This is a genomic window from Marinicauda sp. Alg238-R41, from assembly GCF_947331485.1.
Lineage (GTDB): Bacteria > Pseudomonadota > Alphaproteobacteria > Caulobacterales > Maricaulaceae > Marinicauda > Marinicauda pacifica.
Map to the genome: position 1 here is coordinate 37,012 of NZ_CAMZOJ010000004.1, position 25,228 is coordinate 62,239.

The window sequence follows — 25,228 nt, forward strand, 5'->3', positions numbered from 1 at the left end:
GTGCTGGGAACTTGCGTCAGCGCTCCCCGGTTCTTCGGCGCAGGGAACGCTGGGGACCTCTGCTCGTTAGGCAGATATGAGCATGGTGGCGGCTTCGATCTCTAACACGCGCGCCTGGGTGCCGTATTGCGGCCCCGGCGCAGACCCCGCGTCGCTTCTCACCGACTGGAATCTGGATCCGCCCCTTCTGCTCGCTCTGGCCGCCGCGGCGGTCTGGATCGGCATGAAACTCGTGCGAACGCGCCACGGAGGAGCGGCTGCAGGCGCGTGGCTTGTACTGTTCGCGCTCTTCGTGACCCCCCTGTGCGCGATGAGTGCAGCACTGTTTTCGGTCCGCGTTGCAAACCACATCGCTCTGGTCGCGGCCGCCGCTCCACTGCTGGCCGCTGCAATGGGACAGGTGCGGGCGATCGAGCGCGGAGCCGGATTCGCGACGATTGCGATCGGCGCCCACGTGGCGGTCTTCTGGCTCTGGCACGGGCCCGCGCCCTACGCCTTCGCGCTGAGTTACGATGCTGGCTACTGGCTGATGCAGCTTTCCCTCCTGGTCACGGCCATCGGATTCTGGCGCTGCGTCGGTGCGCGCTGCGACCGGCCGGTCGCGCTGGCCTCCATCCTGACCGGTTTCGTCGCGCAGATGGGTTTTCTGGGAGCGCTCATCGCCTTTGCGCCCGAACCGCTCTACATCCCGCATTTCGCCACGACAGCGCCCTGGGAGCTCAGCCCGCTGGCCGACCAGCAGCTCGCCGGCCTCCTGATGTGGGTGCCGGGAATGGTCCCATATCTCGCAGTCCTGGTGGTGGTGGTGCGCCGCTGGTTCGTCCGCCTCAATGCGGAGAGCCCCGCGTGATCGTCATCGCTTTGAAAGCGGCGCATATTTTCGCGCTGACGGTCTGGGCCGGCGGATTGATCGCCCTGCCACCACTCCTGCGCCGCAAGCAGGAGCTGGCCAATCGGGCCGTGGAAGTGCGCCTGCACCATTTCACGCGCTTCGCCTACGATGCGATCGTGTCGCCGGCTGCCCTGGTCGCCATCGGGACCGGAACCGCGTTGATCTTTTCCGGTGTGATGCTTGGCGACTGGCTGTTCTTGAAACTTGTTGCGGTGGCCGGGATGGGCGGCACGCACATGCTGATAGGCCGGGTGCTCGATCAGCTCGAAGCGCCCGAAGCCAAACCGACTGAGTTCCGCCGGATGGCATTGCTCCTTGCGGCAATTGTCTTCGTCACCGCGACACTCTGGCTCGTCCTCGACCGGCCGGTGGTCGATCGCGACCTGTTTCCTCAATGGATGCTGGAAGGTCAGGACAAGGACTTGCCGTTCATCGATGAGGCCGGCGGCTCCGGCTCCGCAGCTGCCCCGTCCTCCGGCGCCATGGCGGTCCCGACCTGATGTTCGAACACGAGTTTGCCCCCATGCCATCCGGCGATGCCCACGACCGCAAGGCCGATCCAGGACAGCACCAGCCCCCAGGGCAGGACCGCTGCCTGGCCTTCCTGGAGACGCCACGCCCAGCTGGCCCCCACGATCGCGATCAGAACCATCGCCGCGACGGCATGGCTCCAGGCAGCGGCCCGGCGCCGTACGCCGGGCACGAAGACCATCTCGCCCAGACCCGACAGCGCCGCGACGCACCCCATCGCGAAAGCTCCGCCGCTGGCCCACAATGCCGCGCGGACCCAGAACGGATCGCTCGTCCACCAGTAGGCGACATCGGCAAAGGCGGTCGCGAAAACCCCGGCAATGGGAAAGGCGACCAGCATCGCGTGCACCGGGTGGCCGGCGACCGCGATGCGCGAGTCGAGATCGTGCCAGGCCGGGTCTGCGGCGGAAGGATTGTGAGCAGGGTCTTTCGAACTCGGCATCGGTTTTGGTCTCCCCTCGCGGCCTTGGGTGCGGCCATGGCGGTGTCGGCCTGTTCCGGGCCCTTCTCTGCACTCGATCCCGCCGGTCCAGCCGCGCGTGATCTTGCGGCAGTGTGGTGGGTGATGATTGCCGGGTCGGCGGTCATCCTGAGCGGCGTGCTTGGCCTCATCGGCTATGCCTTTCTCAACCGCGACGGGTTGCGAGACGTTCCAGACCGCGTCTGGCTGATTGGCGGAGGTGTCGGCTTTCCGATGGTGGTTCTCACCGCGCTGCTGGCCTGGGCGCTACCGGCGGGCGAGTCCATGACCGGCGCGCGCGGCGAGGTATACGAGGTGGAGGCCGAAGCCTTCCAGTGGGGCTGGCGCTTTTCCTATCCGGACGGCGCGCCCGGCGAAACCGGCAGCGAGGCAGGCGTTCTGTACATTCCGGCCGGCGAGCCGGTCGATGTCGCCGTCACGGCTATCGACGTCATCCACGCCTTCTGGATTCCCCGGCTCGCCGGGAAGGTCGATGCCATCCCCGGACAGACGACCCACCTGCGTATCCAGGCCGACGAGCCGGGCGAGTATCGCGGCCGGTGCGCGGAGTTTTGCGGCCTGGGCCATGCAGGCATGAATTTCATGGTTGTTGCCTACGCGCCGGGTGACACCGGCGCGGCAGGTGAGGGGGACGAGCGATGAGCGAACAGGGCACAGGCCGCATGACGCCCATCGGGCTGCACCGCGCGCTCGACGCGATCTGGCGCGCGCCGAAGGGCTTGGCCGCATTTTCGACCGTCAATCACAGCGTCGTGGGCCGCCGCTTCATTGTGACGGCATTCGTGTTCTTCGCCATTGGCGGCCTGATGGCGATGCTGATGCGTGCGCAGCTTGCCCGCCCGCAGAACCCCTTCCTCGGGCCGGAGGTCTACAACCAGCTCTTCACCCTGCACGGCACGGTGATGATGTTCCTCTTCGCCATCCCGCTCATAGAGGGTGTCGCGCTCTACCTTTTGCCTAAGCTCCTGGGCGCTCGCGATCTCGCCTATCCGCGCCTGAGCGCGTTCGGCTACTGGTGCTACCTGTTCGGCGGCGTGGCGATCCTGGCCTCCTTCGTTTTCGGCGTGGCGCCGGACGGCGGCTGGTTCATGTATGTCCCGCTGGCCTCGAAGGCCTATTCCCCCGGGATCAATGCCGATGTCTGGCTGCTGGGCGTCACCTTCGTCGAGGTTAGCGCGATCTGCGCCGCGGTCGAGTTCGTCGTCACCGTACTGAAGGTGCGCACCGGCGGCATGGCCCTGCATCGCATGCCGCTGATGGCGTGGTATCTGCTGATCACCGCCGCGATGATGCTGGTCGGCTTCCCGCCCCTCATTCTCGGCAGCGTGCTGCTGGAGATCGAACGCGCCTTCGGCTGGCCGTTCTTCGCGCCGGATGCCGGCGGTGCGCCGCTCCTGTGGCAACACCTGTTCTGGCTGTTCGGCCATCCGGAAGTCTACATCATCTTCCTGCCGGCGGCCGGGGTGGTCTCGACCCTGATCCCGGTTTTCGCGAGGACGAGGATCGTCGGCTATGCGTGGATCGTGGCCGCCATCATCGCGCTTGCCTTCCTCAGCTTCGGCCTGTGGGTCCACCACATGTTCACCACAGGAATTCCTCATCTGGCTCTGGCGTTTTTCTCCGCCGCCAGCACGCTGGTGGCCATCCCCACGGCGGTCCAGATTTTCGCCTGGACCGCGACGCTCCTGAAGGGCCGGCTCCGCCTCAGCCTGCCCATGCTCTACCTTCTGGGCTTTTTCTCGGTCTTCATCTTCGGCGGGCTGACCGGGGTGATGCTGGCGGTCGTGCCTTTCGACTGGCAGGTGCACGACACTCATTTCGTGGTAGCCCACCTCCACTATGTGCTGATCGGGGGCTTCGTGTTCCCGATGCTTGCCGCGGTCTATTACTGGCTGCCGCTCATGACCGGGCGGCTTCCGGTATTTTCGGTGTCCAGAACCGCCTTCTGGCTGATCTTCATCGGCTTCAACACGACCTTCCTGGTCATGCATTTCACCGGCCTTCTGGGCATGCCCCGGCGCGTGTTCACCTATGAGGCCGGGCTGGGCTGGGATGTGCCCAATCTGGTCTCGTCGGTCGGCGGATTCGTCATGGCCGCAGGCTTTGCGGTCTTCGCGCTCGATCTCGTGCTTCAGGTCCGCTTCGGCCGCCGCTTTCGCCGCAACCCGTGGAACGGCACCACGCTGGACTGGGCGATGCCGACACCGGCGCCCAGCTATAACTTCGCGGCCCTGCCGCGCGTGTCGTCTCGCGATCCGCTGGCCGACGATCCGGACCTCGGCGCGCAGCTCGCACGCGGCGACGGGTATCTCGGCCGCGTCCGGGCCGGGCGGATGGAAACGCTCGGCGTGGACATGGCGACCGGCGAGCCCGATCAGATCATCGTCCTGCCGCAGAACGGCTATCTGCCCATCCTCACCGCCCTCTCGCTGGCCATCTTCTTTGGCTGCTTCCTCTTCGGGTTCTACGCGGTCTCGCCGGTGGGGCTGGGTCTGGCGGCGGTGTGTGTCTGGCGCTGGCTGTGGAGCATGGGCGCGAAGAGCGATGGCGAGCCGGAAGCTGCGGGGCTCGGCCTGGAGCTGCCGCTCTGTCACAGCGCAGCCAGCCCGCCGGTCTGGCTGGGCCTGATCTATTTCCTGGTCGCGAACGGGACCTTCTTTGCCTCGCTGCTGTTCGGTTATCTCTTCTTGTGGACCATCGCTCCGAACTGGCCCCCGCCGCGCCTGATCGAGGGCGGCACGGGGCTGGCTGTGCTGACGGCATCGGGCTTCATCCTGTCTGCTCTGAGCGCCGGGCGGGCCCGGGCGTTGAATGCATCGGCGAAGGCGGGCCGCGATCTGTTTCAGGCACTGGCCGGGACATTCTCGGTCCTTGCCGGGGCCGGGCTGGTGGCGATCCTGCTCGGGGCCGCGCCGCCGCCGGCCGGACACGCTTACGGTGCCGCGACCGCCGTGCTGCTGGGCTACGGGGCCCTGCACGCCGGACTGGGCGCGCTGTTCTCGGCCTACGCCGTGGCGCGCGGGCAGGCGGGCTTCGTCTCGAAAGTCCGGGCCACGGACGCCCGCGCTCCGGCGCTGTGGCACGCCTATACGGCGGTCTGCGCGCTCGCGGGCCTGGTCTTCGTCTATGGCCTGCCACTCGCGATGGGGGGTGGAGCATGAGCGCGGCTGGCCGGGTTTCCGGGCTGAATCTGCTCTGGCTCGTAGCTGGATTTACGGTCTGGAGTTCCGGCTTCGTGCTGCTCTACGGCGTGCATGCGATCGGATGCCGGGCCGGGTGGCCGGGCATGGAGCTCGGACCTCTGACGGTGCAGCGTGCCGTTCTGCTGGCGATCTGGGCCGTCCATCTCGCGGCAGGCCTTGCGCTCTTCGTGCCGCTGCGCGGGGTCGCGAAGCGCTGGACCGGTCCGGCTGGAGACTTCCTGAAGGGCGCATCGGCCCTGGTGACACTCGCCGCACTCGTGTCGACCCTATGGATCGGGGTGCCGGTCCTGTTCCTGGAAACCTGCCGATAGCGCTGCCGGTCGCGTCGGAGGCACTTAGATCTGCGAATGCAGATCGTAGCCGGGCGCATAGGAGAGGCGCACGCTGGTGATGGCCTGACCCTGGTCCCAGGTGATGCGATCGACGACGAAGATTGCCGCCGCCGGGTCCGCGCTCAGCAAGCCGGCACGCGACTCTCCCGCGACCTCGGCGGAAAACGTGATGTCGCCATGGGTGAAGCGCGCATTCTGGAGCAGCCATTCATTCGCGCTGATGGCTGAAAAATCGATGCGCTCCACGCCGGGTACGGCAGACAGGTTGATCCAGCGATCCTCGTGGAGGAAGGGCTTGTTGTCGGCAAAGTGCAGGGCGCTGAGGTGCAGCATGGGCGTCTCGCGTTCGACTCCCAGCCGGGAGCTGATCGGGACCGGAGCCGGGCACACCGCGCGCTCCAGCAGCGTGTAGCGCCAGCTTGCATTGCGCTGTTCGACCTCCAGCCGGATGATGGGAATGTCGAGCACGACCCGGCTGACCGGATTCAGGGCGACGCGCGTGCCCGCTCGGCGCTTGCGGTCGATCAGCCCGGCCTCGGCCAGCTCGCGCATCGCCCGGTTCACCGTCGTTCGCGCGCATCCAAACTCGATGGCGAGATCGGCCTCGTTCGGGATTGGCGCGCCCGGCAGCCATTCCTTGGTCTGGATCCGGCGCAGCAATTCGACATGCACACCGCGCCAGGACCTTGTGTCGAGCGTTTCGCTCATGCGCGCTCCCTCAATGATCGCAGCGCCGCACGATAGCGCGAGACAATGGCGTCGCGGTGCACGTGGCGGCCCTCGCGCACCATGTGACGCCCGGCCGACCAGACATCGCTCACCGCGCCGTCGCCGTGCGCGAACACGAAGCTGTCGAGAAGCGTGTCTCCCTCCCGCCCGTCCAGATCGAGGGACGCGGAATCGAGCGCCAACAGATCGGCCCATTCGCCTTGCGCCAGGCTCCCGCTCTCGCGGCCGGTTGCCTGCGCGCCGCCGCGCACCGCGCCCTCGAACAACGTCCGTCCTGTCGAGCTTTCCCGGGACGCCAGGATGGCGCGGCCCTTGTCACGAAGGCGTTGGGAATATTCCAGGAGGCGAAGCTCTTCACTCAGCGAGATACGGATATTGGAATCGGTCCCGATTCCGAACAGTCCACCCTGTGCGAGATAGTCGGCTCCGTCGAAAATCCCATCGCCGAGACTGGCTTCCGTCACCGGGCAGAGGCCGGCGACTGCGCCCGACCGCGCCAGCCGCGCCGTTTCGGCGGCAGTCATGTGGGTGGCATGAACGAGACACCAGCGCTCATCGACTTCGTGCGCGTTCATCAGCCAGTCGACCGGGCGCTGGCCATAATGGGCCATGACCTCGTCCACCTCGCCGGTCTGTTCAGCGATATGGATGTGCACCGGCCGGTCCGGCGCCAGGGTGAGACAGTCTGCAAGACCCTCCCGGTTCACCGCTCTCAAGGAGTGGGGCGCCACGCCGATGCCCGCATCCGGGCCGAGGCGCTCCACGATCTGCGAGCTGCGCTCGAACAGGGCGGCGAACCGGTCGCCGGAATTTCCGAAGCGCACCTGTCCGCGTCCGAGCTGCGACCCGTCGCATCCGGCCTGCTGGTAGAGGACCGGTAGCAGCGTCAGACCGATACCGCTCTGGTCCGCCGCGGCAGCGATGCGCCCGGCGAGCTCGGCCAGGTCGTCATACGGCGTCCCGTCCGGCGCGTGGTGGATGTAGTGAAATTCACCCACGCAGGCATAGCCCGCTTCCAGCATCTCCATCTGGCCGAGCGCGGCGATGGCCTCCAGGTCGTCGGGGCCGACCGCGTCCAGAAAGCGATACATCAGTGCACGCCAGGTCCAGAAACTGTCTCCGGTGTCGGCGGCGCGCGCCTCGGTGAGGCCGGCCATCGCGCGCTGGATCGCGTGGGAGTGAAGATTTGCCGGAGCGGGCAGCAGGACGCCGACGCGGAGCGCATCGCTATCGCGCCCGTCGGCGAGCGCCTCGATCCGGCCGTCATCCCCGATCGTCACCTGAACGCCAGCGCGCCAGACGCCGCTGGCCAGTGCGTGTTCTGCCCAGATTTTCTGCACGCCGGACCCCATTGACACGTTAATATGTGCACACATAATGCAGCTAAACGCGAGTTATTCAAGGTGGCGCCCGTGCCCGCAACCCTTCTGACAAACGCAAGACTGGCCACGATGACCGAGGGCGGGACGCCCTACGGCCTGATCGAGAACGCGGCGGTCGCGATCGAGGGCGAGACGATTGCCTGGTGCGGCCCGCACGATGACGTGCCGGCCGCATTCAAGACCGCGCGCACGGTCGATCTGGACGGACGCCTCGTCACGCCGGGCCTGATCGATTGCCACACCCATATCGTGTTCGGCGGGGACCGGGCGCGCGAGTTCGAGCAGCGTCTGGAGGGGGCGAGCTATGAAGAGGTCGCCAGGGCCGGCGGCGGCATCCTGTCCACGGTCCGCGATACCCGGGCCGCCAGTGAAGACGCCCTCCTGGAGCAGGCCCTGCCGCGCGTCGATGCGCTTCTGCGCGAAGGTGTGACGACGCTCGAGATCAAGTCGGGCTATGGCCTGACGATTGAGGACGAGCTGAAAATGCTGCGCGTGGCGCGCCGTATCGCCGAGGTCCGGCCGGTGCGCGTTCGTACCACCTATCTTGCCGCTCACACCGTCCCGCCCGAGTATGAAGGCCGCGCGGACGCCTATATCGACGACGTGGTCCTGCCGGGCCTCGACGCGGCGCATGAGGCTGGGCTCGTCGATGCGGTCGATGGCTTCTGCGAGGGCATCGCCTTCTCGACCGCCCAGATGGCGCGCGTCTTCGATGCGGCCCGCAAGCTGGGTCTACCGGTCAAGCTGCATGCGGAACAATTATCCAATCTCGGCGGCTCGGCGCTGACGGCGCGCTATGGTGGATTGTCCGCCGACCACCTTGAATATCTTGATGAATCCGGTGCTAAGGCGCTCGCCGAAGCGGGCACGGTCGGTGTGCTGGTCCCGGGGGCCTTCTACACGCTGCGCGAGACAAGGCTGCCGCCGCTCGCCGTGCTGCGCCGGGAAGGCGTCAGGCTCGCTGTGGCGACCGACTGCAATCCTGGAACCGCGCCTCTCACCTCGCTTCTGCTGGCGATGAACATGGCCGCGACCCTGTTTCGCGTCACCCCGGAAGAGGCGCTTGCCGGAACCACGCGCAACGCCGCGCGGGCGCTGGGCTTGAGTGATGCCGGAGTGATCGCTGCCGGCTGCCGTGCCGATCTCGCCGTGTGGGATGTCCGCCACCCGGCCGAGCTGACCTACCGCATCGGCTTCAACCCGCTGCATACCCGCATCTTTGCAGGAGATTTCTAGCATGAATCTCGTTCCGGGCGGCGCGACGCTCTCTCAACTGGAAAACCTTTACCGGTCGGGCGGCGGTCCGGTCACGCTGGACCGGTCCTGCCGGGCGGTGGTCGAGACGGCGGCGCAGCGTGTGGCCGAAGCCTCCGCCGGGGACGCGGCCGTCTACGGGGTCAATACCGGCTTCGGCAAGCTGGCCAGCGTCCGCATCGCGCCTGAAGAAACCGCCCATCTTCAACGCAATCTGGTCCTGTCCCATTGCTGCGGCGTGGGCGAGGCCATGCCCCCGGAGATCGTACGCCTGATGATGGCGCTCAAGCTGCTGTCGCTGGGCCGGGGCGCGTCCGGGGTCGGCTGGCAGACCATCGTCCAGATCGAAACGCTGATCGAAAAAGACCTTTTGCCTCATATACCTGCGCAAGGTTCCGTAGGCGCGTCCGGGGATCTCGCGCCACTGGCACACATGGCGGCGGCGCTGATCGGAGAGGGCGAGATCGTCCTTGAGGGAGAGGTTCTGCCCGCGCGCGAGGCGTTGCAGCGCGCCGGTGTGGAGCCGATCGAGCTCGGCGCCAAGGAGGGCCTGGCCCTCATCAATGGTACCCAGTTTTCAACTGCTTACGCGCTCGCAGCGCTGTTCGAGGTCTGGACCTGCGCGCGGAGCGCGGTGGTCACCGGCGCGCTGTCGACCGATGCTGTGATGGGGTCCACGGCGCCGTTTGAAGAAGAAATTCATACACTTCGCGGTCATCGCGGGCAGATCGAAGTGGCTGCCGCGTTGCGGGACCTCATGGAGGGTTCCCAGATCCGCGAAAGCCATCGCGATGGCGACAGCCGCGTCCAGGATCCCTATTGCATAAGATGCCAGCCCCAGGTCGCCGGGGCGTGTGTGGACCTTTTGCGCCAGGTTGCGCAAACCCTTGAAATCGAAGCCAATGCCGTCACCGACAACCCGCTCGTCCTGACCTCGACCGGCACCATTGTGTCGGGGGGTAACTTTCATGCCGAACCGGTTGCCTTTGCCGCCGACCAGATCGCGCTGGCCGTCGCGGAGCTCGGGGCGATTGCCCAGCGGCGCATTGCGGTCATGGTCGATCCGGCCTTGTCCCATGGGCTTCCCGCCTTCCTGACGCCAGAGCCGGGATTGAACTCAGGCTACATGATCGCGGAGGTGACGTCGGCGGCTTTGATGAGTGAAAACAAGCATTTGGCCACGCCATGTTCGACCGATTCAACGCCGACGAGCGCCAATCAGGAAGACCATGTCTCGATGGCTGCCCATGGGGCGCGACGCCTGATGCAGATGACTCAAAACCTCTCGCAAATCATTGCAATTGAATGGCTTTGCGCCGCTCAAGGAATCGAGCTTCGCTCCGAAGCGAAATCCAGCCCACGCCTGGAAGCGGTCATTGCCAGCCTGCGCGAGGACTGTCCGTCTCTGAAGGAAGATCGCTACATGGCGCCGGAGCTCGCCCGTGCGGCAAAGCGTGTCAGGGCAGGCGATCTCGCCCGGGCGGCAGGCATTGGGGGCCATCTGAACCTGGAGCCGCGGTGATGGAGCCGGTCACGGTCACGCGCGGGTCAGGACCACTGGTTCTGGCGGTACCACATGCGGGTATCTGGGTACCAAAGCCGCTTCACGCGCGGCTAAATCCATGCGCAGAATCGCTATCTGACACCGATTGGCATGTCGATCGCCTCTATTCGCGACTGGTGCCGGACGCGACGATGGTGCGCGCCAATTTTCATCGCTATCTGATCGACGCGAACCGCGATCCGGAGGGTCACAGCCTCTATCCGGGGCAGAACACGACCGGCCTCTGCCCGGTCACCGACTTCGACGGCAACCGGCTCTACCGCGAGGGAGAGGAGCCGGATGAGGCCGAGCAGGCCGAACGGCGTGAGCGCTATCACAGCGCCTATCACGGCGCATTGCAGTCAGAGATAGAGCGCGTGCGCGCCGAACACGGGATCGCGCTGGTCTATGACTGCCACTCCATCCGGTCCGAGATCCCCTACCTGTTCGAGGGCCGGCTGCCCGACTTCAATATCGGCACCAATGAAGGGCGGACCTGCGCGCGCGAACTGCAGACCGCGATGGAAGAGGTGTGCCGGTCGGCGAGGGGGTATTCGACGGTCGTGAATGGCCGCTTCAAGGGCGGATGGACGACGCGTCACTACGGACGCCCGGACGAGGGCGTTCACGCCGTCCAGATGGAGCTGACCCAGTCGGCCTATCTGCAATCGGAAGCCCCGCCCTTTGCCTATGACGAAGCGAAGGCGGAGCGCCTGCGCCCGGTCCTCAAATCGGTTCTCGACACATTGCTGGCGCACCTGCGCGGTCTCCAACCCGGATAAGGAAAACCTCCCATGTCGACCTCACGCCGCAATACCCGCGACATCTATCCGCCCACGGGGACGCAGATTTCGGCCAAGTCCTGGCTGACCGAAGCGCCGATGCGCATGCTGATGAACAATCTCCACCCCGACGTCGCGGAAAACCCGCACGAGCTGGTCGTCTATGGCGGGATCGGCAAGGCGGCGCGCAGCTGGGAGGATTTCGACCGCATCGTGGAAAGCCTGAAAAGCCTTGAGGACGACGAGACGCTGCTGGTCCAGTCGGGCAAGCCGGTCGGGGTGTTTCGCACCCACACCGATGCGCCGCGCGTGCTGATCGCCAATTCCAACCTGGTGCCGCACTGGGCGACCTGGGACCATTTCAGCGAGCTCGATCGCAAGGGTCTGATGATGTACGGCCAGATGACGGCCGGCTCCTGGATCTATATCGGCACGCAGGGCATCGTGCAGGGCACGTTCGAGACCTTCGCCGAGGCCGGGCGCCAGCATTATGACGGCGATCTCTCCGGCAAGTGGATCCTGACCGCGGGGCTGGGCGGCATGGGCGGGGCGCAGCCGCTCGCCGCCGTTATGGCCGGGGCGTGCTGCCTCGCCGTGGAGTGCGATTCCACCCGCATCGATTTCCGCCTGCGCACCCGCTATCTCGACGAGCGCGCGGAGACGCTGGACGAGGCGCTGGCGATGATCGAACGCTGGACCAAGGCGGGCGAGGCCAAATCGGTCGGCCTGCTCGGCAATGCCGCCGAGATCTTCCCCGAGCTGGTACGCCGCGGCGTCGCCCCGGACATCGTCACCGACCAGACCTCCGCCCACGATCCGGTCAATGGCTATCTGCCCAAGGGCTGGTCGATCGCCGAGTGGCGCGAGAAACGCGAAAGCGATCCCAAGGCGGTCGAAAAGGCCGCGCGCGCGTCGATGAAGGAGCATGTCGCGGCGATGGTCGCCTTCTGGAATCGCGGCATCCCGACGCTCGATTACGGCAATAATATCCGCCAGGTGGCCAAAGAGGAGGGGCTGGAGGATGCCTTCGCCTTCCCCGGCTTCGTGCCCGCCTATATCCGCCCGCTCTTCTGCCGCGGCGTCGGCCCGTTCCGCTGGTGCGCGCTGTCCGGCGATCCGGAAGACATCTACAAGACCGACGCGAAGATGAAGGAGCTCTTCCCGGAAAACGAGCAGCTTCACACCTGGCTCGACATGGCGCGCGAGCGCATCGCGTTTCAGGGCCTGCCCGCGCGCATCTGCTGGATCGGGCTGGGCGAGCGCCACCGCGCCGGGCTCGCCTTCAACGAGATGGTGGCCAGCGGGGAGCTGAAAGCCCCCGTCGTGATCGGGCGCGATCATCTCGATTCCGGCTCCGTCGCCTCGCCCAACCGGGAAACCGAGGCGATGAAGGACGGGTCGGACGCCGTCTCCGACTGGCCGCTGCTCAACGCGCTGCTCAACACCGCGTCGGGCGCGACCTGGGTCTCGCTCCATCATGGCGGCGGGGTGGGCATGGGCTTTTCCCAGCACGCCGGCATGGTGATCTGCGCCGACGGCACCGACGCCGCGGCCAGGCGCCTCGAACGCGTCCTGTGGAACGACCCGGCCACCGGCGTCATGCGCCACGCCGACGCCGGCTACGACCTCGCCCTCGACTGCGCACGCGAACACCAGCTGACCCTGCCGGGGATATTGGGGTAGGGGTTCTGGCGCGCGTCATGGATAATACCTTGCGTAGATGTACCGGGTATAGTACATAACGGTTGACAAAAAGGGGACAGCGCTTGAGCCCGGCACCCAAGACACTTCAGGCGGTCTTCTACCGTACAGCGTCGGGTGGAGAGCCGGTCCGCGACTGGCTGAAGGACGAATTGAGCGCCGGGGACCGCAAGATCGTCGGCGTGGATATTGCTACGGTAGAGTATGGCTGGCCGGTGGGCATGCCGGTCTGCCGCCCGCTCGGATACGGGCTGCGCGAAGTGCGCTCGTCTCTGCCGGGAGGCCGCATTGCGCGTGTGATCTTCTGCATTGCCGGCGACCGCATGGTCTTGTTGAGCGGCTTCATCAAGAAGACCCAGAAGACACCCCAGACCGAGATCGACAAGGCAGCCCGGCGCATGAAGGAGGTGATGTGATGGACGGACAGACCAAACCGGACAATCCGAAGGCGGCGATCGGATCGGGCTTCGACGACTTTCTGCGCGAAGAGAATATCTATGAGGACGTCCAGGCGGCCGCAATCAAGCGCGTGGTCGCCTGGCAGCTGGCCGAGGAGATGACGCGTCAGCGCATCACCAAGGTGGAGATGGCGCGCCGCATGAACACCAGCCGCAGCCAGCTCGACCGGCTTCTGGACCCGGACAACGACCGGATCGAACTCGCCACGCTCGGTCGCGCGGCGCGGGCGCTTGGACGCGAGTTGCGCATCGGATTGGTGTAGCGGTATGCCCCGCTTCTCCAGCCCGCCCCCTCTTGCGCCCCCTCTGTCCTGACGAAAGTCAGGACAGAGGGAGGACAGGGCGCACTACGCTCCCTGGATCCCAGCATTCGCTGGGAAAGAGCAGAGAGAGGACGCATCAGCGCGGCCGGGCCGTGACGGCGCGAGGCAGCTTGATCCGGCCGGCGGCGGCGGCGCGCATCAGGCGCTGGAAACTCGGGCAGTCCATGTGCGTGGGCGCCGGGCATTGCGCGGCGTGACGCAGCCCGTCGCTCAAGGCGCGCAGCTGGGAGATGAGGGCGTCGATTTCATCTGCCTTGGCCCTCAGCTGTGGCCTGGAGATTTGCGGCGCTCCATCGGGCGCGAACATGTCCGCGATATCATCCAGGGAAAATCCCGCCGCCCGGCCGAGCGCGATCAGGGACAGGCGCTCGATCACGCCGGGATCGAACAGCCGGCGCAGGCCACGGCGTCCGGTCGAGGCGATCAGTCCCTTCTCCTCGTAATAACGCAGCGTTGAGGCGGGGATGCCGGTCTGGCGGGAGACCTCTGCGATATCGATGTCTTTCATCGCTTGACCTCAAGTCGACTTGAAGTGGCACGCTAGGCCTCGATCACTGCAGACACAAGTGGAGGACAGCGATGACGAGACCCGGTTTTCGATCCCTGCATGGCCGACGATCAGATCCAGCCCAGCACGCCATGCCGGCGCGCCGGCGCACAGGCGGGCGGGGGCGATGATGAGTGAGATCCTAGGCGTGGGGTTCGTCATTGTGCTGCTCGGGGCGGGCGCGACCGCCATTCTCGACCTTTGGGCCCTCATGCTGCGGGCGGTCTATGGTGTGGCCTCGTTGGAATACCGGCTGGTCGGGCGCTGGCTGCTCCGGCTTGCGGGCGGGCGTTTCGCCGGTCCGGCCCTCGCCCAGCGATCGCCGGTTTCCGGCGAGCGGCCGCTCGGATGGGCCGCCCACTACGCCATAGGGGTTGTTTTCGCGGGAGCATTGATCGCCGTGGTCGGGCCGTCCTGGGTTCTGGAGCCCACACCCGGTCCGGCGCTGGCCGCAGGCTGGATCAGCACGCTAGCCCCCTTTCTCATCCTGCAGCCGGTTCTGGGGGCGGGCCTGTTTGCCGCACGCACGCCCAATCCGGCGCAGGCGCGCGCGAGAACCCTCATCACGCATACGGTTTTCGGGCTGGGCCTCTACCTGACGGCGCTCGCCCTCGACAGCGCACGCGAGCACCAGCTGACCCTGCCGGGGCTATTGGGGTAGGGTGAGGCGGCGGCATCCGACCCTTCGAGGCCCGGCTTTCAGCCGGGCACCTCAGGGTGAGGGGGATGGATGACATCGACTCATTAACTAAAATATATCAGATACTTAAAGCCAACCCGCCTCCCTCATGCTGAGGCGCGAGCAAAGCGAGCCTCGAAGCATCGGAGGGCAAGCGAAACCGCTTCCCCCTCTTTCCTGACGAAAGTCAGGACCCAGGAAAGGACGGGGCTGCGTCATCGGATGCCGGCACCCGATGCTCTCTGGGTCCCAGCCTTCGCTGGGAAAGAGTAGTTCTCATCGGTCTTTAAATAACCCCAACTCCGCGTCACCCCGGATCGGTCTCCGACCGTTCGGGGCGACAGGTTTTTTCTCTCGGTCCTACCTCCACGTCTCGCTCCCAGCGAAAGCTGGGACCCAGGAGAGAGCGCGCCCCCACGAAAATAAATTTCATCCGCCTGCATCCAGACCCGTCTCTCGCGGCCACTTACTCTCGAACCGCCCGGAATGACGGGCAGGAGAGGAGACGGAAAAATGAACGATTACGGAGCCGCAGACTTCTTTTCCAGCTATTGGTGGCTGCTCTTCCCGCTGGCCTTCTTCGTGGCCGGCGGCTGGAACAGCGTGATGCGCTATCAGCGGACCAAGGCGAAGATCGATCTGATCAAGACCTATGCCGCCGCCGGCAAGGAGGCGCCGGCCGATCTGATCGCCAGCCTGGACCGCGACGATGAGGACGAGGAAGACTGGAGCGGCATGGGCACGTCGTCGTCGGGCAGCTCAGGCGGCGGCTCGGCCTTCCTGGTCGTCCTGTTTGCCGGGCTGGCCGGGGTGTTCGCCTATGCTGGCTATAGCGAGATGCTCGGTCGCAATGAGGAATTCTACTTCGTGGCGATGATACTGGGTGTGCTGTCGGTCGCCTTCCTGGGCGCGAGCCTCTTCGGCGGCCGCCGCAAGTAACATGGCGCGCGGGGGGGATGACAGCGCGCTGATTGCCTCGGCCCGGGCCGGTTCGGACCTCGCGTTCGGCCGGCTCGTGGACCGTCACGCACAGGCGGCGCGGAACTTTGCGCGCCGCCTCGCGGCCAATCCGGCCGATGGTGACGACATCGCGCAGGAGGCTTTCCTTCATGCCTGGACGCGGCTGGGCGATCTGCGTGAGCCGGAGCGGTTCCGCTCCTGGCTTCTGGCGATCGTCTGGCGCAAGGCGCGCGAGGGCCGACGGGCCGAGGCCCGGCGCGGGCGCCGCGAGGAGGCGTTTGCCAGCATGCAGCCCTCCGATACCGGAACGGCGGGCGAGGCCGCGATGGCGGCGGCCCGGGCGCTGGCCGCGCTCACCGTGGAGCAGCGCGGCGCCATCGCGCTCTGCCTGGCCGGTGGATGGACCCATCAGGAAGCGGCGGAGATTCTCGATTTGCCGCTGGGTAGTGTAAAGTCACATATTGCCAGAGGGCGCGCCCGCCTGAGCGAGCTTCTGCTAGGACAAGACCGATGACCGATGACGACCTGATCCACGCTCTGGGCGCGCTCGATGCCCCCGCCTTCGATGCGGATTTCCGGGCCGGTGTGATGGCACGCGGCGCCCGCCGCCGTCTGGTGCGCGAAGTCCTTGTCGGTCTCGTCCTGCTGGCGATCACTGTCCCGGCCCTGGCCTTCAGCGGTCCCGCGCTCGGCGAAGCCGGCCGTGTGCTGGGTGAGACGCTCGCCCCCGTCCTCGTCGCCGGTCTCGTGGTGTCCGGTCTGGCATGGCAGGCCTATCGCTATCTTGATCGCGGTCTGACGCGCGCCGGGTAGGGCTTTCTACGCTTGCCTTCCGGTGGTTCGCGGGCAGGACGGGGCAAAAGCGTGTTTGAGCCTCTGATTTACTTCGGCCTCCTCCGGGGGCCACCCCCATCGGCACGCCGGCCACACACCGGGCAAAACCCGCGCGGTGACGTGTGTCATTCTCGCCAGCGCTGCCGGACTCGGCCTAGTCTCCCCCTGATTTTGGGAGGGCCTGATGGGCGTCTTGATTGTCGGACTGGTGATTTTTCTGGGTGTGCATTCGATCCGCCTCGTCGGGCTGCGCGACGTGACCGCGCGCGCGATGGGCGAGGGGCTGTTTGCCGTCCTCTATTCTCTGTTGTCGGCCATCGGGCTGGCGCTGATCGTCTATGGACACATTCTGTCCCACCCGTCGCCAGAGCTGTGGCTGCCCCCGGCCTGGACGCGCACGGTCGCGCTTGTCCTGGTACCGGCGTCGCTGGTCCTGGTGGTGGCAGCCTATCTGCCCACGCACATCCGCTCTCAGCTTCGCCATCCGATGACGATCGGCGTGCTGCTGTGGTCGGCGGCGCATCTGGTCGCCAATGGCGAGCTGGCCAACATCATTCTGTTCGGCAGCTTCGCGGCCTGGGCGGTGGTCACCCTGCTCGAAGACTTCATCCGCGGCGGTGAGTTCGAGAATCCCGGACGCTTCCGGGCCGATGCCGCCGCGATCGTGATCGGGCTCGCGCTCGCCGGCCTGCTGGCGCTGTTTCATATGCAGCTCTTCGGCGTCGCGGTGATCGGGTTTGCATCCGAAGTCACACCACCCGGCATCTAGGAGTCAGATGTCCGGGAATATCGGTTGGCCGGACACAGCTGACACAAAGGAGATACCCCATGGATGAGGGTCTGTTGGTTCCACTCGGCCTGTTTGCGATGGTTGTCGCCATCGTCTGGCTGTCCATGCATTTTACCTCGCGTAACCGCAGAGCCGTGCTCGATACGGTGCGCGAGGCGGTCCGCGAGGGCCAGCCGCTGTCGCCGGAGACGGTCCGCGCGCTCGGCATGCCGAAGAAATCGTCCGGCGGCGATCTGAAACCCGGTGCGATCCTGATCGCGATTGCGCTGAGCTGCCTGGTCCTGGGCTGGGCCATCAGCATGGTCGAGCCGGAAGAAGCCAGCGAAGTGCTGCCCATCATGACAGCGATTGCGAGCTTCCCCGGCTTCATCGGCGTCGTGCTGCTCTTGTTCGGCTGGTTCGGACGCAAGCGTGACGACTGAGGCAGCAAGTCTGCCGGCTTAAGGATGGATCGCCCGTGGACCTGAGCGACGAAGAACTGGTCTCGCTGGTGGCGGCGGCGCAGGACGCCGCCGCCTTCGGCGAGCTTGTGCGCCGCTATCAGGGCCTGGTGCGGGCGATGCTGATGCGGATGTGCCGCAACCACGCGCTGGCCGAGGATCTGGCCCAGGACACCTTCGTGCAGGCCTATCGCAAGATCGATGCGTATTCGGGATCGGGCAGCTTCAAGGCCTGGCTGTGCCGGATCGCCTACACCCAGTTCCTGATGCAGGCGCGCAAGACCCGGGCCTCGCGGCGCACCGAGGACGCCCTGGCGCGCGAACCCGAAGAGATCGGGGCCGCCCCGTCCACGGCCGGCCAGTCGCTCGATCTCGACCGGGCGCTGGCCACGCTGAAAGCCGACGAGCGCACCTGTGTCATCCTCTGCTACGCCAACGGGCTCAGCCATGGCGAGGCAGCCGAGATCACAGGGCTGGCGCTGGGGACGGTGAAGTCCCATGTCAATCGAGGGCGCGACAAGCTGCGCGCCTGGTTCGAGCAGAGGGAGATGGCCGCATGACCGGTTCGACCGACCCATCCTTCAATTCCGGCTTCGACGCACACCTGTCGGCGATGTTCGACGAGGCGCGCGCACCGTTCGAGACGCGCTATGCGCGCGACGAGTTTACCCAGGCGCTGATCGCGCGGCTGGAACGGCCCGAGCGGGCGCGCTTCTGGGCGCTCGCCGCGGCGGGCGGCGCCGGTGCGCTTCTGGCCGGAAGCCAGCTGCCGCGCGCCGGAGCCTGGCTGGGCGAGACGCTGCCCCAGGTGTCCATGGCCGGGGCGGGCATCGAGCCTCATTTGCTGGTCGGCGCGATTGCCGCTGCCTTCGCGCTGGCCTTCGCCGCCGTGATGCCGCGCCGGGGCGCGCTGTAGCGCATCGCGCGACCGATTGTGCCGATACGAAAGCGGGTTATGGTGCGCGCATTCGCGAGCCCGTGACTGAAGGTAGCCTCCATGTCCGCCCAATCCGAGACACCGGTCAAACGCCAGACCCCGCCCTCCATCCGTGCCCGCAAGGGCGGTGAGCCCATTGTCTGCCTGACCGCCTACGACGCGCCGACCGCGGGTCTTCTCGACCCCCATTGCGATGTGCTGCTGGTGGGAGATTCGCTGGGCATGGTCGTGCACGGATTGCCGAGCACGATCGGGGTGACGATGGAGATGATGATCCTGCACGGCCAGGCGGTGATGCGCCGCGCGCGTCAGGCGCTGGTGGTGATCGACATGCCGTTCGGCAGCTATGAGAAGAGCCCGCAGCAGGCGTTCGAGAACGCGTCGCGCATCCTCGCCGAGACCGGCGCGCAGGCGGTCAAGCTGGAAACCGGCGCTTTTGCCGCCGAAACCGTGCGCTTCCTGACCGAGCGCGGCGTGCCGGTGATGGGCCATGTCGGCCTGCGCCCGCAGGCCTCGCTGGCCGATGGCGGCTTCAAGGCAAAGGGCCGCAGCCAGACCGAGCGCGACCGCGTGCTGGAAGAGGCGCGCCTGACCGACGAGGCGGGCGCGTTTTCCATCGTCATCGAGGGCACGTCGCAGGATCTGGCCGAAGAGATCAGCGCGGCGGTCAGCGCGCCGACCATCGGCATCGGCGCGTCGGCGAAATGCGACGGCCAGGTTCTTGTCGTCAACGACATGCTGGGCCAGTCCGACTGGGTGCCGCGTTTCGTGAAGAAATACGCCGATTTGCGCGGGTTGACCGACGAGGCCGCGCGCCGCTTTGCCGAGGAGGTCCGCGCGCGCAGTTTTCCCGGCCCCGAACACGTCTATCATGTGAAGGCTGGCTAAGCAGCACGCCCGTATTGCCCGGCCCGCCGCCTGCGGCTAGGGTCCCGCCACGTTTTAAAACCTCGAAATTTCCGGAGCGCCCCGATTGGCCGACGTATTCGACGAAGTCGAAGAAGAACTTCGCAAGGAACGCTATACCCAGTTGTTCAGGACCTACGGGCCCTGGGTGCTGGGCGCTGCCGCCGCGGTGATCCTCGGTGTGGCCGGTTATCAATGGTATGGCGCGAACGAGAGCGCGAACCGGGCCACTGCCGGTTCGCAGATGATGGAGGCCATAGAGGCCTACCAGTCCGGCGATACGGCGCGCGCCGACGCGGCCCTGACCACGCTGGCCGAGGAGGGCACGCGCGGCTATCAGGCACTGGCGCTGATGCAGCGCGGCGCCTTGGCGCTGGAAGCGGGCAACCGGGACGAGGCGGCCAGCTTCTTCGAACAGGCCGCGAGGGCCGCTCCGGACCGGCTGACGCGCGACACCGCGCGCTACAAGGCGCTGCTGATCGAGCAGAGCGAGCTGTCCTATGACGACGTCGTGCTGCGGGCCGAACCGCTGACCGAAGGCACGGGCCCGGCCGGTCCGCTGGCGCGCGAGCTGATGGGGCTTGCCGCGATCCAGGCCGAGCGCTGGGACGAGGCGCGCAGCCATTACGAACAGATCGCGTTTTCGCTGGACGTTCCGCAAAATCTCCAGCGCCGGGCCGGCGAAGCCCTGGCCCTGATCGCACAGCGCGCACCGGCCCCTGCGGCCGAGGCGCAGACCCCGGCGAGCGAGGGTGAGGAAAACTAGATGGTGACCATGACCCAATTGCTGCGCCTGGCCGGCTTTGGCGCCTGCGCGCTTGCCCTGAGCGCCTGCGGCGCGGGCGAACGCCTGAACGCCCTGAACCCGTTCTCGGGCGAGGAAACCGACGATCCGAACGCGCCGGCCGCCTCCGAGCGTATCTCGGTGCTGGCCTTTGAACAGACGATCGAGCGCTCCGACCAGTTCGGCCAGCCGATCGACCTGCCCGGTACCTACACCAATGACCGCTGGCCGCAGCCGGACGGCTATCCCAGCCATGCCATGCAGCACACCGCCGCCGCCGGCGATCTGAACCGCGTCTGGCGTGCGCGCGCCGGCCAGGGTTCGGCCCGCGACCGCCGCATCAATGCGCGTCCGGTGGTGCTCGACAACGTGATCTATGCGATCGACGCGGAAGGACGCATCTCGGCGCACAACGCGGAAACCGGCGACCGGCTCTGGGACCGGCGCATCCAGCGCAACCGGGTCGAGACGCAGAACGACGATGGGGGCGGCTTCGGCCTGTCCTTCATCCCGTTCGTGGGCGGCAGCGGTGGCGGCGGCGCGGACCGCATGGCGTTCGGCGGCGGCATCGCGGTCGATGGCGGGCGTGTCTACGCCCACCGCGGCGCGGAGTTCGTCGTGGCGCTCGATGCCGGCACCGGCGAGGAAATCTGGCGCCAGACCGCCTTCACACCGTTCCATTCGGCTCCGACCGTTTCTGATGGCCGCGTCTTCCTGACCACCGACGACAACGAGCTGTTCGCCATCGACGCCACGTCCGGCGAAGTGCTCTGGACCCATCGCGGTATCTCGGAAAGCGCGCGTCTGCTGACCGCGCCGAGCCCGGCCGTGTACGGCGAAATCGTCATCGCGCCCTACAGCTCGGGCGAGCTGGTCGCGCTGCGCGTGTCGAACGGTTCGGTTCTGTGGTCGGACTCCCTGACGCGCACCGGCGGCCTCACGCCGATGTCGACGATCAACGATATTTCCGGCAGCCCGGTCGTGACCAATGACCGCGTCTACGCCATGAGCCATTCGGGCATCCTGGCCGCGTTCAACCTGAATACGGGCGAACGCATCTGGACCCAGGAGATTGGCGGCCTGCACGTGCCCTGGCTCGTCGGCGACTATCTCTACCTCATCACGACCGAGGCCGAACTCGTCGCGCTGGACCGCCACACCGGCCAGCTGCGTTGGCTGACTGAGCTTGGCGCCTTCCGCAATGCGGAAAAGCGCCGCCAGCGAATCGCCTGGGCCGGTCCGATCATGGCCGGCGGACGCTTGGTCATCGGCAGCTCGCGCGGCAGCCTGCTGCTGGTGGATGCCAGCACCGGCGAAATCATGGGCGACCGCGATGTGGGCGAAGCTGTGTTCGTCCCGCCAGTCATTGCCGATCAGACCGTGTATGTCCTCAGCGATGACGGTCGGCTCTCGGCCTACCGCTAGCGCATTGGCATCGATCCAAGGATCGATGGGAATGCTCTGGTTTCTAGTTTGGCGTATTTTCGGCGAACCCGGGTTCCGCTTTCGCTGAAAATACGCGCGCACGCGCGGCGGCACAGAGCCGGCCGCACGCAGAAGGAATACTGCCATGAGACCGCCGGTTCTTGCGGTGGTCGGCCGACCCAATGTCGGCAAGTCCACCTTGTTCAACCGCCTTGCGGGCAAACCGCTGGCCATCGTCGACGACCGGCCCGGCGTCACGCGCGACCGGCGCGAGGCGCGCGGCCGGCTGGGCGATCTCGACCTGCTCCTGATCGATACCGCGGGCTATGAAGACGCGCGCGACGGCATCGAGGCACGCATGCGCGCCCAGACCGAAGCGGCGCTGAAAGAGGCCGATGTCTGCCTGTTCATGATTGACGGGCGCGACGGCGTGACGGCGCTCGACGAGCGCTTCGCCGAAGTCCTGCGCGAGGCCGACAAGCCGGTCGTGCTGGTCGTCAACAAGTGCGAAGGCAAGCAGGGCGACGAAGGTCTGCTGGAAAGCTGGGGCCTGGGCCTGGGCGAGCCGGTGCCGCTGTCGGCTGCGCACGGCGAAGGCATGGCCGAGCTTTATAGCGCGGTGCTGACGGGCCTGCGCACGCTGGGCATGGGCGATGAGAAGAAGACACGCGCCCGCCGCAATCTGGACGATCTGTTCGATCCCGACGCCGAGGATGAGGACGAGGACGACAAGCCGCCGCTGCGCATTGCGGTGGTGGGCCGACCCAATGTGGGCAAGTCCACCCTGGTCAATGCCATGATCGGCGAGGAGCGCATGATTACCGGCCCCGAGGCGGGCCTGACGCGCGACGCCATTGCCGTGGAATGGGAATGGGACGAGCGCCGCGTGCGCCTGCACGACACGGCCGGTCTTCGAAAGCGCGGCAAGGTGGATGACCGGCTCGAACGCATGAGCGCAGCCGACACGCTGCGCGCCATCAAGTTTGCCGAAGTCGTCCTGTTGCTGGTCGACGCGGAACGCCCGTTCGAGAAGCAGGACCTGACCATTGCCGACCGGGTGATCACCGAGGGGCGCGGCCTGGTCGTCCTGATTTCCAAGTGGGACACGGTCACCGACAAGCAGAAGACGCTGCTGTATCTGCGCGAGGAATTCGACCGGATGCTGCCCCAGATCAAGGGGGCGCCGCTTCTGCCCATCTCCGCCCAGACCGGGCGGGGCCTCGACCAGATCATGCCGACCGTGGATAAGCTGCACAAGAACTGGCGCGCCAAGGTGAAGACGCGCGATCTCAATGACTGGCTGCGCGAGATGACCGAGCGTCACCCGCCTCCGGCCGTGGACGGGCGCCGGGTCAAGCCGCGCTATATCGCCCAGACCAAGGGCCGCCCGCCGACCTTCGTGATGATGTGCTCGCGCGCCTCCTACCTGCCAGAAAGCTACAAGCGCTATCTGGTCAACGGTATTCGCGAAGCCTTCGGCATGCCCGGCGTGCCGATCCGCCTGATCGTGAAGGGCGGGAAAAACCCCTACGTGGACCAGAAGAAGAAATAGGGGCAGGGGTGCTGGTCTGAGACGGTGAGCGAAACGCCGGTTCAGCGATGACCAGATGCTTCAACGCTGCCAGCCGTGCTTCGCGGCGATGCCCGCAAACACGTCATCGGCGGGCATGACCTTGCCGTCCCGGACGGCGGCAACACCGTCGCTGATCCGCTCCATCTGCCAGGCATTGGCTTGAAGATACTGCTCGATGGCCTGATTGACGATGTCGTTTCGCGACCGGCCCATCGCGCCCGCGAGCGCGTCGATCTCGGCCAGCTTGTCGGTGCGCACGGTGATGGGTTCCGGTTCGGGGCGCTGCGCCATCGTGTGGTCCTTTATCCTCGCCTTTCATCATGTCACCGCCTGCCGGCCGGTCCAAGCGCCTCCACCCTGGGGCGGGTCGACCAGGTGGTGGGTGACAGGGGCGGGGCTCAGACCTCGAACGCCGCCAGGATGGGGCAAGGTCCGGCCGGGTCGCCCGCACAGTCGCGCGCCAGCCGGGTGAGGGAGTCGCGCGCCCGGCTCATCTCGGCAATCTGTTCGTCCAGCCGGGCAATGCGATTAACGGCGAGCTCTCTGGCCCGCGCGTGATCCTGCCCGGCGTCGAGCGCCAGGAGCTCCCCGATCTCCTCCAGCGAAAAGCCGGCGGTTTGCGCCTTGCGGATGAAGCGCAGGCGCCGCAAATCCTCATCGCCGTAGCGCCTTATGCCGCCAGCGCGAGACGGAGTGCGCAGCAGCTCCTTGCGCTGATAGAAGCGGATCGTCTCCACGCCGACACCGCCCGATTTGGCCAACTGGCCGATGGTGCGCATATTTCCCTCTTGATCCCGTACCATGGTACGGAACTTATATAGGGGGCCTGCCCGTTATGACCAGAACAGGAAGGCGGCCCGAATGACAACGACACACACAGCGGCACAGACACACACACCGGCGCAGACCGGCTCCAGGACGGCGAGTCTGTATCGCATGGTGATGGAGAAACATGTCTGTCCCTATGGCCTGAAAGCGAAGCATTTGCTGCGCTCGAAGGGCTATGAGGTTGACGATCATCATCTTGAAACGCGTGAGCAGACCGAGGCCTTCAAGGCCGAGCACGACGTGAAGACGACGCCGCAAATCTTCATCGATGGCGCGCGCATCGGTGGATATGACGCGCTGCTCAAGCATTTCGGCAACGAGGCCGCCGACCCGGACGCGACCAGCTACACGCCGATCATCGCACTGTTTTCCATCACGGCGCTGATGGCGCTAGCGGCGAGCTTCGCCGTATTCGGCACAATCTTCACGATTCATGCGGCCGAGTGGTTCATCGCCTTCAGCATGGCGATCCTGGCACTGCTCAAGCTCCAGAATGTCGAGACCTTCTCGACCATGTTTCTCAATTACGATCTGCTGGCCAAGCGCTGGGTGCCGTATTCCTACGTCTACCCGTTTGCCGAGGGCGCGGCCGGTATCCTGATGATTGCCGGGGCGCTGACCTGGGTGTCCGTGCCAGTCGCACTCTTCATCGGCACGATCGGCGCGGTGTCAGTGTTCAAGGCGGTCTATATCGACAAGCGCGAGCTGAAATGTGCGTGCGTGGGCGGAGGCAGCAATGTGCCGCTGGGCTTCATCTCGCTGACCGAGAACCTGATGATGATGGCCATGGCCATCTGGATGGGCCTGAAGGCGGTGGGGGTGATCGGCCTCGCCTGACGCCAGGCAAGCGGCTGAACGAAAACGCCCCGGCGAAGCTCGCCGGGGCGTTTGTCTTTCGGGAACCGGGCCGCGGG

The 25,228-nt window shown here is 66.3% G+C and carries 30 protein-coding genes; 24 read left to right on the top strand and 6 right to left on the bottom strand.

From position 1 onward, the window contains the following. Window positions 1–76: 76 nt before the first annotated feature. Both PGP17_RS14345 and PGP17_RS14350 read left to right on the top strand, forming a co-directional pair. Window positions 77–850, top strand: coding sequence for a cytochrome c oxidase assembly protein (locus tag PGP17_RS14345; RefSeq protein WP_270376031.1), 774 nt, complete (start codon window positions 77–79; stop codon window positions 848–850). Then, window positions 847–1,392: a CopD family protein gene (locus tag PGP17_RS14350; protein WP_270376033.1), complete on the top strand. Its 546-nt coding sequence runs from the start codon at window positions 847–849 to the stop codon at window positions 1,390–1,392. Before PGP17_RS14345 ends, PGP17_RS14350 begins: the two co-directional genes overlap by 4 nt. Here PGP17_RS14350 and PGP17_RS14355 read toward each other — a convergent pair. Beyond that, window positions 1,302–1,865, bottom strand: coding sequence for a DUF2231 domain-containing protein (locus tag PGP17_RS14355; RefSeq protein WP_270376034.1), 564 nt, complete (start codon window positions 1,863–1,865; stop codon window positions 1,302–1,304). The two genes, PGP17_RS14350 and PGP17_RS14355, sit on opposite strands and share 91 nt — an antisense overlap. 36 nt (window positions 1,866–1,901) lie before the next feature. Here PGP17_RS14355 and PGP17_RS14360 point away from each other — a divergent pair, with 36 nt between their 5' ends. The 3 genes from PGP17_RS14360 to PGP17_RS14370 are packed head-to-tail and all read left to right on the top strand — an operon-like array spanning window position 1,902 to window position 5,418. Beyond that, window positions 1,902–2,546 (top strand): cytochrome c oxidase subunit II, encoded by a 645-nt coding sequence (locus PGP17_RS14360; RefSeq protein ID WP_270376036.1) that lies wholly within the window; start codon window positions 1,902–1,904, stop codon window positions 2,544–2,546. Beyond that, a complete protein-coding gene (gene ctaD, locus PGP17_RS14365) occupies window positions 2,543–5,065 on the top strand; it encodes a cytochrome c oxidase subunit I (RefSeq protein ID WP_270376042.1) in 2,523 nt (840 codons plus the stop codon). Before PGP17_RS14360 ends, ctaD begins: the two co-directional genes overlap by 4 nt. Beyond that, on the top strand, window positions 5,062–5,418 hold the full coding sequence (locus tag PGP17_RS14370) for a hypothetical protein (protein ID WP_270376044.1): 357 nt from the start codon (window positions 5,062–5,064) through the stop codon (window positions 5,416–5,418). Before ctaD ends, PGP17_RS14370 begins: the two co-directional genes overlap by 4 nt. Before the next feature lie 24 nt (window positions 5,419–5,442). Here the strand turns inward: PGP17_RS14370 and PGP17_RS14375 are convergent, their stop codons facing one another. Together PGP17_RS14375 and PGP17_RS14380 are read right to left on the bottom strand one after the other, a co-directional pair. Continuing rightward, the gene (locus tag PGP17_RS14375; RefSeq protein WP_270376045.1) at window positions 5,443–6,147 is read right to left on the bottom strand and encodes a GntR family transcriptional regulator; all 705 of its coding nucleotides are present in this window, start codon (window positions 6,145–6,147) and stop codon (window positions 5,443–5,445) included. Further along, the gene (locus PGP17_RS14380; protein WP_270376047.1) at window positions 6,144–7,508 is read right to left on the bottom strand and encodes a formimidoylglutamate deiminase; all 1,365 of its coding nucleotides are present in this window, start codon (window positions 7,506–7,508) and stop codon (window positions 6,144–6,146) included. Before PGP17_RS14380 ends, PGP17_RS14375 begins: the two co-directional genes overlap by 4 nt. 111 nt (window positions 7,509–7,619) lie before the next feature. Here PGP17_RS14380 and hutI point away from each other — a divergent pair, with 111 nt between their 5' ends. The 6 genes from hutI (at window position 7,620) to PGP17_RS14410 (ending at window position 13,551) form a co-directional block, all read left to right on the top strand. Then, window positions 7,620–8,786: an imidazolonepropionase gene (gene hutI, locus PGP17_RS14385; protein ID WP_442915171.1), complete on the top strand. Its 1,167-nt coding sequence runs from the start codon at window positions 7,620–7,622 to the stop codon at window positions 8,784–8,786. Window position 8,787: 1 nt separating this feature from the next. After that, on the top strand, window positions 8,788–10,326 hold the full coding sequence (hutH, locus tag PGP17_RS14390; RefSeq protein WP_270376050.1) for a histidine ammonia-lyase: 1,539 nt from the start codon (window positions 8,788–8,790) through the stop codon (window positions 10,324–10,326). After that, window positions 10,326–11,129 carry an N-formylglutamate deformylase gene (hutG, locus tag PGP17_RS14395; RefSeq protein ID WP_270376204.1) on the top strand — a complete coding sequence of 268 codons (804 nt, stop codon included), beginning with the start codon at window positions 10,326–10,328 and terminating at the stop codon, window positions 11,127–11,129. Before hutH ends, hutG begins: the two co-directional genes overlap by 1 nt. A 12-nt stretch (window positions 11,130–11,141) precedes the next feature. Continuing rightward, a complete protein-coding gene (gene hutU / locus PGP17_RS14400) occupies window positions 11,142–12,812 on the top strand; it encodes a urocanate hydratase (RefSeq protein WP_135943929.1) in 1,671 nt (556 codons plus the stop codon). A gap of 83 nt (window positions 12,813–12,895) precedes the next feature. Further along, window positions 12,896–13,246 (top strand): type II toxin-antitoxin system RelE/ParE family toxin, encoded by a 351-nt coding sequence (locus PGP17_RS14405; RefSeq protein WP_270376052.1) that lies wholly within the window; start codon window positions 12,896–12,898, stop codon window positions 13,244–13,246. Continuing rightward, window positions 13,246–13,551: a hypothetical protein gene (locus PGP17_RS14410; RefSeq protein ID WP_270376053.1), complete on the top strand. Its 306-nt coding sequence runs from the start codon at window positions 13,246–13,248 to the stop codon at window positions 13,549–13,551. Before PGP17_RS14405 ends, PGP17_RS14410 begins: the two co-directional genes overlap by 1 nt. Window positions 13,552–13,687: 136 nt before the next feature. Here PGP17_RS14410 and PGP17_RS14415 read toward each other — a convergent pair whose 3' ends face one another. Further along, window positions 13,688–14,119 (bottom strand): helix-turn-helix domain-containing protein, encoded by a 432-nt coding sequence (locus PGP17_RS14415; protein ID WP_270376055.1) that lies wholly within the window; start codon window positions 14,117–14,119, stop codon window positions 13,688–13,690. Between the two features lie 169 nt (window positions 14,120–14,288). Between PGP17_RS14415 and PGP17_RS14420 the strand changes: the two genes are divergently transcribed. From PGP17_RS14420 to der, 12 genes are all read left to right on the top strand, one after another. Further along, window positions 14,289–14,819 (top strand): DUF2938 domain-containing protein, encoded by a 531-nt coding sequence (locus PGP17_RS14420; RefSeq protein WP_270376056.1) that lies wholly within the window; start codon window positions 14,289–14,291, stop codon window positions 14,817–14,819. A 531-nt stretch (window positions 14,820–15,350) separates the two neighbouring features. Next, the gene (locus PGP17_RS14425; RefSeq protein ID WP_270376057.1) at window positions 15,351–15,776 is read left to right on the top strand and encodes a hypothetical protein; all 426 of its coding nucleotides are present in this window, start codon (window positions 15,351–15,353) and stop codon (window positions 15,774–15,776) included. Between the two features lies 1 nt (window position 15,777). Then, window positions 15,778–16,311 (top strand): RNA polymerase sigma factor, encoded by a 534-nt coding sequence (locus tag PGP17_RS14430; protein WP_270376059.1) that lies wholly within the window; start codon window positions 15,778–15,780, stop codon window positions 16,309–16,311. Continuing rightward, entirely contained in the window at window positions 16,308–16,610 is a 303-nt protein-coding gene (locus tag PGP17_RS14435; protein ID WP_270376061.1) for a hypothetical protein, read from the top strand. Before PGP17_RS14430 ends, PGP17_RS14435 begins: the two co-directional genes overlap by 4 nt. Window positions 16,611–16,815: 205 nt before the next feature. Beyond that, window positions 16,816–17,400: an NnrU family protein gene (locus PGP17_RS14440; protein WP_270376063.1), complete on the top strand. Its 585-nt coding sequence runs from the start codon at window positions 16,816–16,818 to the stop codon at window positions 17,398–17,400. A 59-nt stretch (window positions 17,401–17,459) separates the two neighbouring features. Continuing rightward, entirely contained in the window at window positions 17,460–17,843 is a 384-nt protein-coding gene (locus PGP17_RS14445; RefSeq protein WP_270376070.1) for a DUF6249 domain-containing protein, read from the top strand. Between the two features lie 35 nt (window positions 17,844–17,878). After that, window positions 17,879–18,421 (top strand): RNA polymerase sigma factor, encoded by a 543-nt coding sequence (locus tag PGP17_RS14450; protein WP_135943922.1) that lies wholly within the window; start codon window positions 17,879–17,881, stop codon window positions 18,419–18,421. Further along, the gene (locus tag PGP17_RS14455; protein WP_270376071.1) at window positions 18,418–18,777 is read left to right on the top strand and encodes a hypothetical protein; all 360 of its coding nucleotides are present in this window, start codon (window positions 18,418–18,420) and stop codon (window positions 18,775–18,777) included. The genes PGP17_RS14450 and PGP17_RS14455 overlap by 4 nt, the downstream gene beginning before the upstream one ends. A gap of 81 nt (window positions 18,778–18,858) precedes the next feature. Next, complete coding sequence (gene panB, locus PGP17_RS14460; protein WP_135943920.1) at window positions 18,859–19,686, top strand: 3-methyl-2-oxobutanoate hydroxymethyltransferase; 828 nt, start codon at window positions 18,859–18,861, stop codon at window positions 19,684–19,686. A gap of 85 nt (window positions 19,687–19,771) precedes the next feature. Next, window positions 19,772–20,470: a tetratricopeptide repeat protein gene (locus PGP17_RS14465; protein ID WP_270376073.1), complete on the top strand. Its 699-nt coding sequence runs from the start codon at window positions 19,772–19,774 to the stop codon at window positions 20,468–20,470. Then, window positions 20,471–21,913: an outer membrane protein assembly factor BamB family protein gene (locus PGP17_RS14470; protein WP_270376075.1), complete on the top strand. Its 1,443-nt coding sequence runs from the start codon at window positions 20,471–20,473 to the stop codon at window positions 21,911–21,913. It begins immediately after the preceding gene. Between the two features lie 145 nt (window positions 21,914–22,058). Beyond that, complete coding sequence (der, locus tag PGP17_RS14475; RefSeq protein ID WP_135943917.1) at window positions 22,059–23,465, top strand: ribosome biogenesis GTPase Der; 1,407 nt, start codon at window positions 22,059–22,061, stop codon at window positions 23,463–23,465. A gap of 60 nt (window positions 23,466–23,525) precedes the next feature. Here der and PGP17_RS14480 read toward each other — a convergent pair whose 3' ends face one another. Next, window positions 23,526–23,777: a CopG family ribbon-helix-helix protein gene (locus PGP17_RS14480; protein ID WP_270376077.1), complete on the bottom strand. Its 252-nt coding sequence runs from the start codon at window positions 23,775–23,777 to the stop codon at window positions 23,526–23,528. Between the two features lie 107 nt (window positions 23,778–23,884). After that, window positions 23,885–24,289, bottom strand: a complete 405-nt coding sequence (locus PGP17_RS14485) for a MerR family transcriptional regulator (RefSeq protein WP_442915170.1) — start codon at window positions 24,287–24,289, stop codon at window positions 23,885–23,887. A 58-nt stretch (window positions 24,290–24,347) separates the two neighbouring features. Between PGP17_RS14485 and PGP17_RS14490 the strand changes: the two genes are divergently transcribed. Further along, a complete protein-coding gene (locus PGP17_RS14490) occupies window positions 24,348–25,151 on the top strand; it encodes a glutaredoxin (RefSeq protein WP_270376080.1) in 804 nt (267 codons plus the stop codon). The last annotated feature ends 77 nt before the right edge of the window (window positions 25,152–25,228 follow it).

Coding starts and splice junctions, on each gene's coding strand:
- PGP17_RS14470 (WP_270376075.1), top strand. CDS start 20,471: ATGGTGACCATGACCCAATTGCTGCGCCTGGCCGGCTTTGGCGCCTGC.
- PGP17_RS14490 (WP_270376080.1), top strand. CDS start 24,348: ATGACAACGACACACACAGCGGCACAGACACACACACCGGCGCAGACC.
- hutU (WP_135943929.1), top strand. CDS start 11,142: ATGTCGACCTCACGCCGCAATACCCGCGACATCTATCCGCCCACGGGG.
- PGP17_RS14345 (WP_270376031.1), top strand. CDS start 77: ATGAGCATGGTGGCGGCTTCGATCTCTAACACGCGCGCCTGGGTGCCG.
- PGP17_RS14355 (WP_270376034.1), bottom strand. CDS start 1,865: ATGCCGAGTTCGAAAGACCCTGCTCACAATCCTTCCGCCGCAGACCCG.
- der (WP_135943917.1), top strand. CDS start 22,059: ATGAGACCGCCGGTTCTTGCGGTGGTCGGCCGACCCAATGTCGGCAAG.
- PGP17_RS14440 (WP_270376063.1), top strand. CDS start 16,816: ATGGGCGTCTTGATTGTCGGACTGGTGATTTTTCTGGGTGTGCATTCG.
- PGP17_RS14375 (WP_270376045.1), bottom strand. CDS start 6,147: ATGAGCGAAACGCTCGACACAAGGTCCTGGCGCGGTGTGCATGTCGAA.
- PGP17_RS14430 (WP_270376059.1), top strand. CDS start 15,778: ATGGCGCGCGGGGGGGATGACAGCGCGCTGATTGCCTCGGCCCGGGCC.
- hutG (WP_270376204.1), top strand. CDS start 10,326: ATGGAGCCGGTCACGGTCACGCGCGGGTCAGGACCACTGGTTCTGGCG.
- PGP17_RS14410 (WP_270376053.1), top strand. CDS start 13,246: ATGGACGGACAGACCAAACCGGACAATCCGAAGGCGGCGATCGGATCG.
- panB (WP_135943920.1), top strand. CDS start 18,859: ATGTCCGCCCAATCCGAGACACCGGTCAAACGCCAGACCCCGCCCTCC.
- hutH (WP_270376050.1), top strand. CDS start 8,788: ATGAATCTCGTTCCGGGCGGCGCGACGCTCTCTCAACTGGAAAACCTT.
- PGP17_RS14425 (WP_270376057.1), top strand. CDS start 15,351: ATGAACGATTACGGAGCCGCAGACTTCTTTTCCAGCTATTGGTGGCTG.
- PGP17_RS14480 (WP_270376077.1), bottom strand. CDS start 23,777: ATGGCGCAGCGCCCCGAACCGGAACCCATCACCGTGCGCACCGACAAG.
- PGP17_RS14485 (WP_442915170.1), bottom strand. CDS start 24,289: ATGGTACGGGATCAAGAGGGAAATATGCGCACCATCGGCCAGTTGGCC.
- PGP17_RS14455 (WP_270376071.1), top strand. CDS start 18,418: ATGACCGGTTCGACCGACCCATCCTTCAATTCCGGCTTCGACGCACAC.
- PGP17_RS14415 (WP_270376055.1), bottom strand. CDS start 14,119: ATGAAAGACATCGATATCGCAGAGGTCTCCCGCCAGACCGGCATCCCC.
- PGP17_RS14360 (WP_270376036.1), top strand. CDS start 1,902: ATGGCGGTGTCGGCCTGTTCCGGGCCCTTCTCTGCACTCGATCCCGCC.
- ctaD (WP_270376042.1), top strand. CDS start 2,543: ATGAGCGAACAGGGCACAGGCCGCATGACGCCCATCGGGCTGCACCGC.
- hutI (WP_442915171.1), top strand. CDS start 7,620: ATGACCGAGGGCGGGACGCCCTACGGCCTGATCGAGAACGCGGCGGTC.
- PGP17_RS14370 (WP_270376044.1), top strand. CDS start 5,062: ATGAGCGCGGCTGGCCGGGTTTCCGGGCTGAATCTGCTCTGGCTCGTA.
- PGP17_RS14435 (WP_270376061.1), top strand. CDS start 16,308: ATGACCGATGACGACCTGATCCACGCTCTGGGCGCGCTCGATGCCCCC.
- PGP17_RS14445 (WP_270376070.1), top strand. CDS start 17,460: ATGGATGAGGGTCTGTTGGTTCCACTCGGCCTGTTTGCGATGGTTGTC.
- PGP17_RS14420 (WP_270376056.1), top strand. CDS start 14,289: ATGAGTGAGATCCTAGGCGTGGGGTTCGTCATTGTGCTGCTCGGGGCG.